This is a genomic window from Arthrobacter sp. ISL-48 (genome assembly GCF_018613805.1).
GTDB lineage: Bacteria > Actinomycetota > Actinomycetes > Actinomycetales > Micrococcaceae > Arthrobacter.
This window is the reverse complement of the sequence record NZ_JAGGPL010000001.1, coordinates 234,745-249,259: the sequence shown is the minus strand read 5'-3', so window position 1 is coordinate 249,259 and position 14,515 is coordinate 234,745. Positions and strand designations below refer to the sequence as shown.

At 64.1% G+C, this 14,515-nt stretch carries 11 protein-coding genes; 6 read left to right on the top strand and 5 right to left on the bottom strand.

Translation table 11 applies throughout. From position 1 onward, the window contains the following. The gene (locus tag J7E83_RS01110) at positions 1-699 is read right to left on the bottom strand and encodes a TetR/AcrR family transcriptional regulator (protein ID WP_214958574.1); all 699 of its coding nucleotides are present in this window, start codon (positions 697-699) and stop codon (positions 1-3) included. Positions 700-893: 194 nt separating this feature from the next. Here J7E83_RS01110 and J7E83_RS01105 point away from each other — a divergent pair, with 194 nt between their 5' ends. Further along, positions 894-1,457: a hypothetical protein gene (locus J7E83_RS01105; protein WP_214958573.1), complete on the top strand. Its 564-nt coding sequence runs from the start codon at positions 894-896 to the stop codon at positions 1,455-1,457. A 108-nt stretch (positions 1,458-1,565) separates the two neighbouring features. Here J7E83_RS01105 and J7E83_RS01100 read toward each other — a convergent pair whose 3' ends face one another. The 4 genes from J7E83_RS01100 to J7E83_RS01085 all read right to left on the bottom strand — a co-directional run bounded on the left by J7E83_RS01100 (position 1,566) and on the right by J7E83_RS01085 (position 6,741). Beyond that, positions 1,566-2,999, bottom strand: coding sequence for a dicarboxylate/amino acid:cation symporter (locus J7E83_RS01100; protein WP_214958572.1), 1,434 nt, complete (start codon positions 2,997-2,999; stop codon positions 1,566-1,568). Positions 3,000-3,188: 189 nt separating this feature from the next. After that, positions 3,189-4,874: a DUF885 domain-containing protein gene (locus J7E83_RS01095; protein ID WP_214958571.1), complete on the bottom strand. Its 1,686-nt coding sequence runs from the start codon at positions 4,872-4,874 to the stop codon at positions 3,189-3,191. Between the two features lie 56 nt (positions 4,875-4,930). Continuing rightward, a complete protein-coding gene (locus J7E83_RS01090) occupies positions 4,931-5,161 on the bottom strand; it encodes an acyl-CoA carboxylase subunit epsilon (RefSeq protein ID WP_311379549.1) in 231 nt (76 codons plus the stop codon). Further along, positions 5,158-6,741, bottom strand: a complete 1,584-nt coding sequence (locus J7E83_RS01085; protein ID WP_214958570.1) for an acyl-CoA carboxylase subunit beta — start codon at positions 6,739-6,741, stop codon at positions 5,158-5,160. Before J7E83_RS01085 ends, J7E83_RS01090 begins: the two co-directional genes overlap by 4 nt. Before the next feature lie 246 nt (positions 6,742-6,987). Between J7E83_RS01085 and J7E83_RS01080 the strand changes: the two genes are divergently transcribed. The 5 genes from J7E83_RS01080 (at position 6,988) to J7E83_RS01060 (ending at position 14,230) form a co-directional block, all read left to right on the top strand. After that, positions 6,988-7,887, top strand: a complete 900-nt coding sequence (locus tag J7E83_RS01080) for an NAD(P)-dependent oxidoreductase (protein WP_214958569.1) — start codon at positions 6,988-6,990, stop codon at positions 7,885-7,887. A gap of 91 nt (positions 7,888-7,978) precedes the next feature. After that, the gene (locus J7E83_RS01075; protein WP_214958568.1) at positions 7,979-8,896 is read left to right on the top strand and encodes a biotin--[acetyl-CoA-carboxylase] ligase; all 918 of its coding nucleotides are present in this window, start codon (positions 7,979-7,981) and stop codon (positions 8,894-8,896) included. Further along, entirely contained in the window at positions 8,889-9,488 is a 600-nt protein-coding gene (locus J7E83_RS01070; RefSeq protein WP_214958567.1) for a PH domain-containing protein, read from the top strand. Before J7E83_RS01075 ends, J7E83_RS01070 begins: the two co-directional genes overlap by 8 nt. Further along, positions 9,478-10,647, top strand: a complete 1,170-nt coding sequence (locus J7E83_RS01065; protein WP_251043272.1) for an adenylate/guanylate cyclase domain-containing protein — start codon at positions 9,478-9,480, stop codon at positions 10,645-10,647. Before J7E83_RS01070 ends, J7E83_RS01065 begins: the two co-directional genes overlap by 11 nt. 373 nt (positions 10,648-11,020) lie before the next feature. Beyond that, positions 11,021-14,230, top strand: a complete 3,210-nt coding sequence (locus J7E83_RS01060) for a GEVED domain-containing protein (RefSeq protein ID WP_214958566.1) — start codon at positions 11,021-11,023, stop codon at positions 14,228-14,230. Positions 14,231-14,515: the final 285 nt, after the last annotated feature.

The following is a 14,515-nucleotide window of genomic DNA, read 5'->3' as shown; positions in this document are numbered from 1 at the left end:
TCAGTGCCGATCTTCGAGGGGAGTGGATTCGGAGAGTGCGTGGCCGTCGAAGCCGGAGCCAAGGTGGCCGATGGCATCGATCAGCAGTTGGCGGAGCACGGAGAGTGATGCTGGCGACATGTCAGCACCCCCGCGCGCAAACCACACGTCCATAGCGGCCTTGCCGCAGGAAATCACTGACCCTGCAAGGGCGCGCAGATACAGTTCATCGATCACGGCGCCCGGAGCTGCAGCGAAGCGTTCCCGTGCAGCGGTGATGATCTGTTCGGTGCAGTGGTCCCACGCCTCCAATTCTGAGCGGGACAGCTGCGGGTTCTGCTGGATGAGGGTAAACAGCTCCGCCAGGGGGGCAACAGTCATGGGGTCTGCCAGTTCCAGCAGTGCGGCCCGGGCGGACTCGAGGATGGGTTCTCGGGACGGGCGCCGCCGGAACTGCTGGAGGGCGCTGTCCAGAAAGCCATAAGTCATGGACGCGAGTGCAGCATCGGTGCTGCCGAAGTAGTTGAAGAACGTTCGCCGGGAGATGCCCGCGGAGTCCGCTATGTCCTCCACGGTGAAGTTTCCGGCGCCCTTGCTGCGAAGCAGCGCCAGGGCTGCATCAGTGATGGCCTGGCGGGTGGCCGCTTTGTTCTTTTCCCGACGCGACGGCGGGGTTGGTGAGGTGCCGGGAGTTCCGGACTCCAGTGAGTCTGACTGCATTTTCTTACACTATGTGCAATTTTGCACGATGCGCAATTCTTGCTGGGTGGACTAGGTGTAGGCGCCCGCATTCACAGGAAGATGAAAGGTTCCCGACAGCTCCTCGAAATCCTGCCGTTGAAGACTTGGACTATCCCGAAAGGGTCCGTCACGACGAGCCGCCGTCACCAGACGGCAGATCCAGGAGACAAGGTATGTCACGCAAAAAGAGAATCACCCTCGGCCTCTCGGCCGCGGCCCTCGCCCTGGGCACCGGGATCGGAGTTGCAGGCATGGCCTCGGCAACCACCACCGTTACGCCTGCCCCGAGCGCAAGCTCCACTGCCTCACCGGATGGAACCGCTCCGGCCGACGGCGGGGGCAGGCACGGCGGCCGCGGCGGTTTCGGCGGTGTAAAGGCAGCAGACTTGGCCGCCAAGCTTGGAGTGGACGAGAGTAAGGTCACCGACGCACTCAAGGCATTCCGCGATGCCAACAAGCCAGCTACTCCACCGGCTAGTCCGGCGGAAGGAACCCGGCCAGACCCGGCAGCCACCCAGGCTGCCCTGGCAAAGTCGCTCGCAGCCTCGCTGGGCATCGACGAAGCCAAAGTCACCGCAGCGCTGGATGAGCTGCGCACCGCTGAACAGGCAGAGCGGGCCGCGGCCCTGAAGACCAGGCTGGACAAGGCAGTCACGGATGGCAAGCTGACCCAGGCTGAAGCCGACGCCGTGACCAAAGCCGTGCAGAGCGGGGTGATCGGGGGAGGCGGCCGCTAAGAGCTAAGGCGGAACCTTGGCCCGCCGCCGTCGAACGCCGCCACAAACACGGAAGTCCCCGGGAAATTCCCGGGGACTTCCTGCGCTGTGGCGTGTTGGGCCGTGACCTTACTTCGCGTCGGCCAGCTCGCGGCCTGCCGCGGGAGCCGCGGCCGCTGAGGGATCAGCAGCGGCGGAATCGGCGTCGTCATCCACAAAGGGGGTCCCGTTGCGGGGCGCGTTGTAAAGCGCCTCGTCCAGGATGCCCTGACGCTTGGCCACGATGGTGGGGACCAACGCCTGGCCTGCGACGTTGACTGCAGTACGGCCCATGTCCAGGATCGGATCAATCGCCAGGAGAAGTCCGACGCCGGCCAGCGGCAGTCCCAGCGTGGAGAGGGTCAGCGTGAGCATGACGACGGCGCCGGTGGTGCCCGCAGTTGCCGCGGAACCCAGAACCGAGACGAGGGCGATGAGCACGTACTGGCTGAAGTCCAGCTGGATGCCGAAGAACTGGGCCACGAAGATCGCGGAGACAGCGGGGTAGATCGCGGCGCAGCCATCCATTTTCGTGGTGGCACCAAGGGGTACCGCGAAGGATGCGTAGGCGCGGGGAACACCCAGGCTGCGTTCAGTCACCCGCTGGGTCAGCGGGAGGGTTCCCACCGAAGAGCGGGACACGAAGGCCAGCTGAACGGCTGGCCACACACCGGAGAAGTACTGCTTCACGGAGAGGCCGTGGGTGCGGACCAGCACGGGATAGACGACGAAGAGGACAAGGGCCAGGCCTACATAGATGGCGACGGCGAACTTCCCCAGGGAACCGATGGTGTCCCAGCCGTACACGGCCACGGCGTTGCCGATGAGGCCCACGGTCCCCAACGGTGCGATCCGGATGATCCACCACAGGACCTTCTGGATGACGGCCAGGGCTGAGGCGTTGAGGTTCAGGAACGGCTCGGCTGCCTTGCCCACTTTGAGCGCTGCAACACCGACGGCGATGGCGATTACCAGGATCTGGAGCACGTTGAAGCTGACGGAAGTGGTGGCCACGCCCTCGGTCACGGTGGTGCTGGCGCCCAGGCCCAGGAAGTTCTTTGGGAAGAGTCCGACCAGGAAGGACCACCAGTCACCGGACTTGCCGGCGTACTTGGCTTGCTCGGTGATTCCCGTATTCGCGCCGGGCTGCAGGAGGACGCCCAGTCCGATGCCGATCAGTACGGCGATCAGTGACGTGATGGCGAACCAGAGCAGGGTGTTCCAGGCCAGCTTCGCGGCGTTGGACACCTGTCGCAGGTTGGAGATTGAACTGACGACGGCGGTGAAGATCAGCGGCACCACGGCGGTCTGCAGCAACGACACGTAGCTGGAGCCGATGGTCTGGAGAGTGGCCCCAAGGCCGTTCGGGCTGGCCTTGGTGCTGCCGGTGTACTTGGCCAGCAGGCCGAGGCCCAGGCCAACAATGAGGGCGGCGATGATCTGGAAGCCGAAAGAGCCAGCCCACTTGGGCAGCTGGAAACCGGTCTTTCCTGCGGAATCGGGGGTGCGGGTTTGAGTGGTCACCTGACTACGCTAGAGGCATCGCATATACCACCGCGAACGAACATTGAGAAATGTTACGTGGCCACTGGTTCGAGATGGGACCACGATCCGCGCAGAATCAACAGTTTCCGAGACCATTGTTAAGTATTCCCGGCCGGGGTGTGGCAAATGTCTCGCCGAGGGCGTCTGCCCTCCCTTGCTCGAGGGTTGTTAGGAAAGCAGCGCCCGCCTGAGGGTATCGAGCCCTACGGAGCCGACGTTCAGGGCGCTGGTGTGGAAAGCCTTGAGGTCAAAGCCCGGCCGGGTTTCGAGTTCGGCGCGGATCTGTTCCCAGAGCCGCTGGCCCACCTTGTAGGAGGGGGCCTGCCCCGGCCATCCGAGGTAACGGGTGAACTCGAAGTTGAGCTGGCCTTCGCTGATGGGCAGGTTCTCTCTTAGGAATCCGTAGCCCTTCTCCGGAGTCCACGTTCCGGATCCCCAACGCTCCGGGAGCTCCAGTTCCAGGTGGACGCCGATGTCGAAGACCACCCGGGCGGCACGCATGCGCTGCATGTCGAGCATGCCCATGTGGTCACCCGGGTCGGACAGGTAGCCCAGTTCCTGCATGAGTTTTTCCGCGTAAAGGGCCCAGCCCTCACCGTGGCCGGAGGTCCAGCAGACGTTGCGCCGCCAGTTATTGAGCAGCTCCCGCCTGTAGGTCGCCGTGGCCACCTGCAAGTGGTGGCCGGGGACGCCTTCGTGGAAAACGGTGGTTGTTTCGGCCCAGGTGGTGAAGGTGTCCTCGCCAGCGGGGACCGACCACCACATCCTTCCGGGTCGGCTGAAGTCGTCGGAGGGGCCGGTGTAGTAGATGCCTCCCTCGTCGGTGGGGGCGATCAGGCACTCCAGTTTCTTCATGACGTCCGGGACGTCGAAGTGCACTCCTGCAAGCTCGGCTACCACCTTGTCCGAGAGTTCCTGCATCCAGGCCTGGAGCGCGTCGGTGCCCTTGAGCTGGCGGGCGGGATCGTTGTTCAGGATCTCCTTGGCTTCGGCAATGGTGGCACCGGCTTTGATGGCGGCTGCCACCTGTTCCTGTTCGGCAATCAGCCGGTCGAGTTCCTGCACACCCCAGTCGTACGTTTCTTCAAGGTCAACGGCGGCACCCAGGAAGGACCGCGAGGCCAGGGCATAACGTTCCCTGCCCACAGCGTCCTTCTGTGGCGCGGCGGGCAGCAGCTCCGCCCGGAGGAAACCGGCCAACTCCGCATAGGCCCTCCGGGCGGCGGCAGCGCCGGCGTCGAGCCTTTCCTGTATGGCAGCGTCGAGGGGTCCGTTGGCAGTCTTCGCTCCGGATGCCAGCTTGGCGAAGAATCCGTCAGCGGCAGCGTACTTGGTGGCCTGCTCGATGACGATGGACACTTGGCGCGCTGCCGAAACATGACCGGCGTCGCGGGCCTGCCGCAGCGAGTCGATGTAGCCACTGAGTGCGCCGGGAACGTTGAGGGCGCGGCCGGCGATGTGTTCCCAGTGCTGGCCGGTCTCGGTGGGCATGAGGTCGAAGATGGCGCGGATGTCCTGCGCCGGCGATGCAATGTTGTTGAGCTCTGCTTCATCCCAGCCGGAGTCGTGGATTTCCAACTGAAGGCCCAGCCGCTCGCGCATCGCATCCAGTGTGACGGCGTCGACGTCATCCTGGGGTTCGAGGCCGTCAAGGGCGGTAAGCGCTCCACGCGCTGCCTCGGCGAATTCCGCAATTCCGGCGGGGGAGTAGTCCGGGTACTCGGTCTCGTGCCCCGGCAGACCGAGGGTCGTTGCAAATGAGGGATTCAGGCGGATGAGCGTGTCTGTGTAGTCATCCGCCACGGCGTCGATGCGGGTGTGCGGTCGGGCGGCAGGTGCAATCTCTGTAGTCACCCAACGAGACTAACGGCGGCTGTTCTGGTTTGAAACCATGGAGGCGGCGCGTTTCGCTAGCGGCCGCTCCGCTTCCATGCCCCGGGTCCAGGTGTGGGTGCCAGCCTCAGCTGCTGGCGGCGCACCCAGTCGCGGACGGTTGGCTGCCGGATTTCCGCACTTTCCGTACCTCCGAGTGAAAGCACGACGGCGGTCAGGGCTGCGAGCTCCTCGGCTGACGGCTGCCCTTTGACAACAGAAAACAGTGGCGCCTCGGGCTGCACTGCGTCGCTGGTCGGCTCGGTCACAGCGGAATGTTCCCGTGCTTCTTGGTGGGTAGGCTGGCCCGCTTGTCCCGCAGCGCCCTGAGCCCTTTGATGATCTGGGGCCTCGTCTCCGATGGGGCGATGACTGCGTCCACATATCCCAGTTGGGCGGCCTGGTAGGGGTTCAGCAGTTCCTCTTCATACTGCCGGATGACCTCGGTCCGCCGGGCTTCCACGTTGCCGCCTGCCTCCGCCACGGCGGCAAGATCGCGCCGGTAGAGGATGTTGACGGCGCCCTGGGCGCCCATGACACCGATCTGCGCGGTGGGCCAGGCGAGGTTCAGGTCCGCGCCAAGCTTCTTCGAACCCATCACGATGTACGCGCCGCCGTAGGCCTTCCGCGTGATAACTGTCAGCTTGGGAACTGTCGCCTCGGCATAGGCGTACAGCAGCTTGGCGCCACGGCGGATGATGCCTTGGAACTCCTGGTCCTTGCCCGGCAGGAACCCGGGAACGTCAACCAGGGTGATGATGGGGATGTTGAACGCATCGCAGTGCCGGACAAAGCGTGCGGCCTTTTCGGAGGCGGCGATGTCCAGCGTGCCGGCGAACTGCAGTGGCTGGTTCGCCACGATCCCTACGGTGTGGCCTTCAACCCGGCCGTAGCCGATCATCACGTTCGGGGCGTAGAGCGCCTGCATCTCCAGGAAGTGGGCGTCGTCCACGATCTGCTCAATGACGGTGCGCATGTCGTACGGCTGGTTCGCGGAGTCCGGGATGAGTGTGTCCAGTGCCAGGTCGTCGTCGTCGATCTCCAGCTCCTGCTGGTGCTCCAGCACCGGCGCCTCGGACAGGTTGTTGGAGGGGAGGAAGTCCAGCAGTTCGCGCACGAACTCGATGGCGTCCGCTTCATCCGAGGCCAGATAGGTTGACGTTCCCGTGGTGGCGTTGTGCTGGCGGGCGCCCCCGAGTGTTTCCATGTCCACGTCCTCGCCGGTGACTGTCTTGATGACGTCCGGGCCCGTGATGAACATGTGGGAAGTTTTGTCCACCATCACCACGTAGTCGGTGAGGGCGGGGGAGTAGGCTGCGCCGCCGGCGGACGGACCCATAATCAGCGAGATCTGCGGCACTACGCCCGAGGCATGGACGTTGTTCCGGAAGATGTCCGCGAACATCGCCAGCGAGGCAACGCCTTCCTGGATCCGGGCGCCGCCGCCGTCGAGGATTCCCACAACCGGGCACCCGTTGCGCAGGGCGAACTCCTGGACCTTGACGATCTTCTCGCCGTTGACCTGGCTCAGGGAGCCGCCGTAAACCGTAAAGTCCTGGCTGTAGACGGCCACCGGGCGGCCGTCCACGGTTCCGTAGCCGGAGACCAGGCCGTCGCCGAGCGGCTTCTTCTTGTCCATCCCGAAGGCGGTGGAGCGGTGTACGGCCAGCGCGTCGAATTCCACGAAAGAGTCCTCGTCGAGCAGGAGCTCGATGCGCTCGCGTGCCGTGTTCTTGCCGCGCGAATGCTGCTTTTCGATGGCTTCGGGGCCGGAGGGCTGCTCTGCACGGGCCTGGCGGTCGCGGAAATCGGCTATCTTTCCCGCTGTCGTTGTCAGATCGTGGCTCATCAAGTGTCTCCGGCTCTGTAGCAGATTGGCGCTTTAAGAATGTAATGCTCGTACTTGGGTGCTGCGTTCGTGGTCGGTCCGCCCGGCGCGGAATTAAGTAGCTTCCACACAAAGGACGAACCCTGCTGGCTAGTCTAGTGAGGCTTGTGACGGGGACAGCTGTAGAAAACCTACAATATTCGGTGCCTCCCGCGACGGAGAGCACAAAGTTACTCGCCAGTAACATAACTCGGCTACAGTTGTCCCATGACTTCGAGCAACGATGCTTCGGGTGCCGCTGCAGCGCCGTACCAGGCCGCCGGTTCCCTTCAGGGCCGCACCATCCTGATGTCCGGCGGCAGCCGTGGCATCGGGCTGGCCATCGCCGCCAGGGCCGCCCGCGATGGCGCCAACATTGTGCTGATGGCCAAGACGGGCCAGCCGCACGCAAAGCTCGCCGGAACTGTTTACAGTGCGGCCGAAGAGCTGGAAGCGGCGGGCGGGCAGGCGCTTCCCCTGGTGGGCGATGTCCGCAACGACGACGACGTTGCCGGCGCTGTTGCCGCCGCAACCGAGCGCTTCGGAGGGATCGACGTCGTGATTAACAATGCGTCAGCTATTGACCTGTCCAAGACTGACGACGTGGACATGAAACGCTACGACCTCATGCAGGACATCAACGTCCGGGGCACGTTCCTGCTGTCCAAGCTTGCGCTGCCGGCTCTGCGCAAGTCGGCCAACGGCCACATCCTGACGCTGTCTCCGCCCCTGAACCTGGATCCAAAATGGGCCGGCAGGCACCTGGCGTACACCATGGCGAAGTATGGGATGAGCCTGACCACCCTTGGCCTGGCCGAGGAGCTCAGGGAGGACGGAGTCAGCGTGAACTCGCTCTGGCCGTGCACCCTGATTGATACCGCGGCGATCCGCAACATGCCCGGCGGCAAGGCCATGGTCCAGGCTGCCCGTGGGCCGCAGATCATGGCGGACGCTGCCCACGCCGTACTCACGGGCAGCAACCTGGCCGGGAACCCTGCTCCCGGCGGTTCACCCACCGGCAACTTCTATACAGACGAGCAGGTGCTGGCGGCCGCGGGTGTCACCGACTTCCGTCCCTACAGCCTTGGAGCTTCCGAGGACGAGCTGGTTCCGGACATCTTTCTCTGAGCCGCCCCGGGCCGTGGCTAAGCGCTTTGGACGGGAGAAGTTGAACGCGGAGGTCAGCAGACACTCAGGTGCAAGTCGATAGGATTCAACTATGGATGACGCACACGCCCAAGGAGCCCAAGGAGCCCCGTTAAACCGCGGAGCCCTGGCGGATCAGGATTTTCTCTCTGCCACAGGCATCTCCAAGCTCGAAGTTGTGGACTCCACCGGCTCCACCAATGCCGATCTCCTGCGCTCTGCGTCGGTGGAACCTGCGTCGTGGCCGGATCTTTCCGTGCTGACGGCGGAATACCAGACGGCTGCCCGCGGCCGCCTGGACCGGCGCTGGGAAGCTCCTCCCCTGAGTTCCATATCGGTCTCCCTTGTTCTACGGCCCGCCAATGCCGAGGGCAGGCCGCTTCCCACCCAGAGCTACTCCTGGTTGTCCCTGCTGGCTGCTCTGGCGCTGAGGGAGATGCTGCTGGAAACGGCAGGCATCCCGGCGGAGCTCAAATGGCCCAACGACGTCCTTGTCCGGGGCCGGAAAATTGCCGGAATCCTGGCGCAGCTGGGACCCATGGTCGACGGCTTGGCGCCCCCGGTGATCCTGGGTACCGGCCTGAACGTAACCCTTAGTTCGGTTGAACTTCCAGTCCCCACGGCCACGTCCGTGGCCCTGGAACAGCCACGTACCATTGACCGCACCCTGCTGCTCAAGAGTTATCTCTCTCAGTTCACAGTCCTCTACCGCAGTTTCTGCAATGCCGACGGCGACCCCTCCGCCGGGCTGGCCGGCGGCCCGTCCCTGCACAAGCGGGTCGAGGCAGTCATGGTGACGCTGGGCAAACCGGTCCGAGCCCAGTTGCCCGGCGACCACGAGATTATCGGACATGCTTCCAGACTCGATGAGTACGGTTCGCTCCTGGTGGTGGACGGTGACGGGCGCGAACATGTGGTGACGGCCGGCGACGTGGTCCACCTGCGGCCCTGGACCCCGCCGGGCCAGGGCGGCGAAGGCGGTTATGCGTAAAGACCTCGCGCCGGGTGAGCAGGTCATCGTGACCACCCGCCCGCAGCCGAGGAAGCTGGTTGGCGCCGCACTAGCCTTCGTAGCAGCCCCGGCCGCCGCGGCGTTTACCAGCGCGTGGATCATCCGCGGTGAGGCCGCCCGTCTGGTGCCTGCGGTGTCCACAGCCTGGTCACCCTGGTTGGTCACGGGGTGCGTCCTCGCCGCCGCGTGGATATGGTTGGCATATTGCCTTCCACGGCTGCTGCGGTGGCAGGGCACCCGCTACACGCTTACTAGCCACAGGATAGTTGCCCGGTACGGCATGTTGAGGCGGCGGGACCAGCAGGTGAACCTGGCGGCTGTGCGCGGAGTCACGGTCCACCAGTCGGTCCTGCAACGCATATTGCGGTCAGGGAATATATCCTTGGAGACCGGATATCAGGCTGTTGTCACGCTCCAGGACGTGCCGGAGGCCGTGCGGTTCCGGGGCTTCGTTCTGGATGCGATCGACGAACTTCCTGAGCATGCGGAACCGGGGACGGACGACATGTCGGACTACACCGACGAAGCTTTTCCGTGGGAGTTGAGAGAAGGTGGACGAGATGAACGATGAGGACCCGCAGGAGCACCAGGGAACCCTTGCTCCCACCGCCGCTGAGCCTGCCAGCCCGCCGCCCGCCTACCCTGCGCCTGCCAACCCTGGCTCTGCCCACCCCGCAACTGGCACCTTGTCCACTGAACGGCTGGCTGCCAAGGCCCTTGAAACAAGGCTGCTGGGCGGCGAGCGGAAGCTCCGCCGTCGGGAAGTTGCGGCTGGCGCCGGTCTCTCCCTCCTTTCAGCGCGCAAGCTCTGGCGTGCCCTCGGATTTCCCAATTTCGGCGATGAGGATGTCGCCTTCACCGAACGTGACCAGGCTGCCCTCTCCACCGTGGTTGACCTGGTCCGGTCTGGGATGCTGACCGAAGAGGCGGCGATTTCCGTGACCCGGTCCATAGGCCAGATGACGGACCGCATGGTGGTCTGGCAGATTGAGGCGTTAGTTGAGGACATGGTCCATGAGCAGGGTGTCAGTGATGCCGTGGCGCGCAAGAGACTCGTCAATGAACTTCCCGCCCTGGTGGACGCGTTGGAGGACATGCTGGTCTACTCATGGCGGCGCCAGCTGAACGCAGGCGTCCAGCGGCTGGCCGTCCGGGCCGAAGCGGGCCTGCAGGCCAGCGAAGAGGGCCGCGAAGGCGACGAGGATGACGCCCCCTTGCCACTGGCGCGTGCGGTGGGCTTCGCAGACCTGGTGTCCTACACCAGCCTGTCCCGCCGGATGAACGAAAAGACGCTCGCCAGGCTGGTCCAGCGCTTCGAGAACAAGTGCGCCGAGATCATCTCCGTGGGCGGCGGCCGGCTGGTTAAGACCGTAGGCGATGAAGTGCTCTACATCGCCGAGACTCCTGCCGCGGGCGCTGAGATTTCCCTGGCCCTGGCACAGGCCTTCACAGAGGATGAGATCCTCCCGGAGGCGCGGGTGGCCATGGTCTGGGGCAGGATTTTGTCCCGGCTCGGGGACATCTACGGGCCCACAGTGAACCTCGCAGCGCGGCTCACCACCCTCGCGGACCCGGGAACTGTCCTGGTGGACTCGATGACTGCTTCGGCACTCGACCAGGATGACAGGTTTGTGCTGCTCCCGCAGCCGGCGGAAAACGTCCGCGGCTTCGGTGAGATCCACCCGGTCCTGCTCGCACGGGGGCGCGGCAGGGGCTTGGTCCTGGACTGACGGGCTCGGTTCCTATGGATGCTTCTGTATTCGTCAAGCGGCCGTTCCTGATGCACAAGGGCAAGCGAGTGAGCGTAAGTATCCGGTCCGCCCTTCGCGACACGGCGACCAAGAATTGTCCTGGTTGTCCTGGTTGTCCTGCGGTTCCGTAAACCCTAGGGCCAGCTAGACCCCGCGTCACGAATTAAGGCCGCGCAGGTTATCCGGGTGTGAGACACGGCGCAGGGGAAGTCTTTGCGTCTGAACTTACGGCTCCAGGGTTTGCTCGAGGCGTCTTTTTGATGGCGTCTTGATCCGGCGGCCGGCTCCTTTTCCCGGTCGAGGTCTCGCTTTCCCTGAGCCGGACGAAAATGAGGGGAACAAATTGACAAAAGTGCAAACGGGGCGAAACCGGTCCCTGGCACCACCGCTGGGCGGCTTTTTGCTGAGGCAATTCGGTGTCAACGCCACAATAGCCGGGTCGCTGGTCCTGGCGCTGGTATTAGGGTTCATGGTCAGTGGACTGACGTCGTTGGCCTTTGCTGCCCCTGTGCAGGCGGCGGTCAGCGCGCAGAGTGAGTGCAGCGTGGCTAGCAACGGCTCCTTCGAGTCGCCGGATATTCAAGACCCGGCAAACCGGACGGCGTCCGACGCCTACATCGGCAACTACAACATGTTTCGCACTGGGCAACCCACGATCAGCGGCTGGAGCACGATCGCCGGCACGGTCGACATTCTCCGCTATTACAGCAATGCCAGCGACGGAGATCAAAGCATCGATCTTTGGGGCAGCTCGCCCGCAACGATGCAGCAGACGTTCACAGGGCTCACCCCTGGCAACCAGTACACGTTCTCCATCGATTACAGCGGCCTCCAAGCGGGGGCCTCTCGTGCTTCCGTGTTACTCAGCCAGGGTGGGCCTTTCGCCTCGTTGGCCTCGCTGACTCCGCCGGTGGACGCCGTTTTCAACGGCACCAATGGACTGCCTTCGACGAGGGATTACACGGTCACCTGGTCGACGTACACGAACACCTTTACTGCGATAGGCACATCGGCAACAATTCGACTGCAAAATGTGGTCGCGCCGGCGGCACAAAACACGGGGTTGTTTATCGATAACTTCACCTTCGCCGGAAGTGGACCGTGCCAGGACTTCGGCGATGCGCCCGATACTTACGGCACGACGTTTGCTGCTGATGGGGCACGCCATGTCGTTTCGGGTTACGCCCCGGCGACGAAAACCGCGCCGGTCATGCTCGGATCCACGGTTGACATCGAAGCGGATGGGCAGCCGAACGCTGGTGCCTCCGGCGATGGCGCCGATGAGGACGGTGTCGCTACACCGATAGTGATCGCCCAGGGTACGGCGTCAAGCGTTTCTGTTGCCGCTACCAACAACACCAGCCAGGCCCTAACCCTCGCTGGCTGGATAGACCTGAATGGGGACGGACAGTTCCAGGGCGCCGAGCGGGCCACCGCTACGGTGCCGCCGAATTCCGGAACGGCCAGCTACACGCTTAGCTTCCCTGCCGGCACAGTCACCTCGGCCTCCCATGCCCGATTCCGCGTCTATGGCGCTGTGGTTGCTGACCCGCAACCCACCGGCAACGCTGTCGGCGGTGAAGTTGAGGACTACCCCGTAACCGTGGTGAACCCCCAACTTACTCTCGTGAAGAATGCCGCACCTACCGATGTGAACGGCAACGGAGTCACCGATGCCGGTGACACCATCCTGTACACCTTCACTGTTAGCAACACCGGTGACGTGCCAATCACGAATCCCGGAGTGACTGACCCGAAAATTGGCGCGGTGACGTGCGCGCCAGGAGCGTTGGCTCCCGGGGCCTCGATCACCTGCACAGCGGTGGCTGTTTATACGATCACTGCGGCGGATGTGACAGCGGGCGGCGTGGATAACTCCGCTACCGTATCTGGTACCGCGACCGGGACGAACATCACGGTTACGTCCTCCCCGTCGGTCACGCACACCTCGACGACGGCGCCTGCGCCGGGTCTGTCGCTCGTGAAGTCGGCATCGCCTTCGGATCCGGCATCGTTCAACGCCGGCCAGGTCGTGACGTACACATTCGTCATAACGAACACCGGCAACGTGCCAGTGGCCGCGGTCAGCATTGATGACTCTACTTTTTCGGGGACGGGAACGTTGTCCCCGATCGACTGCCCGGCCGGGGCGGACACCATCCCGGTCGGCGGTCAGGTCTCTTGTACGGCGACGTACACGCTGACTCAGGCGGATGTTGACGCCGGTCAGGTAAGCAACACGGCGACAGCAACCGGCACTCCGCCGGGTAGCCCGTCGGTCACTAGCCCACCCTCGCAAGCGCTGGTTCCTGTGGTTCCGGCACCGGGACAGACGTTGACGAAGACTGCTGACGCGTCGGCGGTGACGTCCCCGGCCCAGGCCGGGCAGGTCATCACTTACAACTTCGCGTCCTCGAACACGGGCAACGTCACACTGACGAACGTGGCCATCACCGACACGATGGCCGGTCTCTCGCCTGTGGTCTACACCTGGCCCGGAACCGCGGGAACCCTCCTGCCCGGCCAGACCGTAACTGCTACCGCCACATACGCGATCACCCAGGCCGATATTGATGCCGGACACGTCACCAACACCGCCACGGTGGAGGCTGATGTTCCGCCGAACTCACCGGCGGTCATCCCGCCGGCACCGCCTACTACGGACACCCCGCTGCCCCCGGCACCGGGACAGACGTTGACGAAGACTGCTGACGCGTCGGCGGTGACGTCCCCGGCCCAGGCCGGGCAGGTCATCACTTACAACTTCGCGTCCTCGAACACGGGCAACGTCACACTGACGAACGTGGCCATCACCGACACGATGGCCGGACTCTCGCCTGTGGTCTACACCTGGCCCGGAACCGCGGGAACCCTCCTGCCCGGCCAGACCGTGAACGCTACCGCCACATACGCGATCACCCAGGCCGATATTGATGCCGGACACGTCACCAACACCGCCATGGTGGAGGCTGATGTTCCGCCGAACTCACCGGCGGTCATCCCGCCGGCACCGCCTACTACGGACACCCCGCTGCCCCCGGCACCGGGACAGACGTTGACGAAGACTGCTGACGCGTCGGCGGTGACATCCCCGGCCCAGGCCGGGCAGGTCATCACTTACAACTTCGCGTCCTCGAACACGGGCAACGTCACACTGACGAACGTGGCCATCACCGACACGATGGCCGGACTCTCGCCCCTGGTCTACACCTGGCCCGGAACCGCGGGAACCCTCCTGCCCGGACAGACCGTGAACGCTACCGCCACATACGCGATCACCCAGGCCGATATTGATGCCGGACACGTCACCAACACGGCAGTGGCGTCCAGCGCGGAGCCTAACGATCTGACGAGGCAAAGGAGTACAGCCGTAGTCGAATTGCAAGCCACACCGGTTCCGACGCCGTCGCCGTCAAGTCCGGCACCAGCACCGGCACCGGGTGCACCTGCTGATCTTGCCTCCACCGGTGCGTCGCTAATCGGGGTCCCACTGGCACTGGCCCTGCTCCTGGGAGGATCATTGTTCCTGATCTTCGGAAGGCGCCGCAGGACGCGCCAATAGAAGATGCACCTGGCTTCGCCGGTTCCGCCATTCCGGCGAATCGGCGAAGCCAGCCGCATGCCTGAGGTTGCATGTCTACGGGCCTTGGTTCTCGAGTGCCTCACCGCACGCCTGCTCCTGCTCCTGCTCCTGCTCCGGCGACTGTCAGTGGCGGGACATGCTCATTCAATGCCCGGTCATTGCGTTCTGACGACCCGAACCCGGTCTTGCAGATAAACGAACCGACATGTATGTTCAAATTGTTAGCGATAACAATCGGCTATAGGTGCTGGAAAAAGACACGCC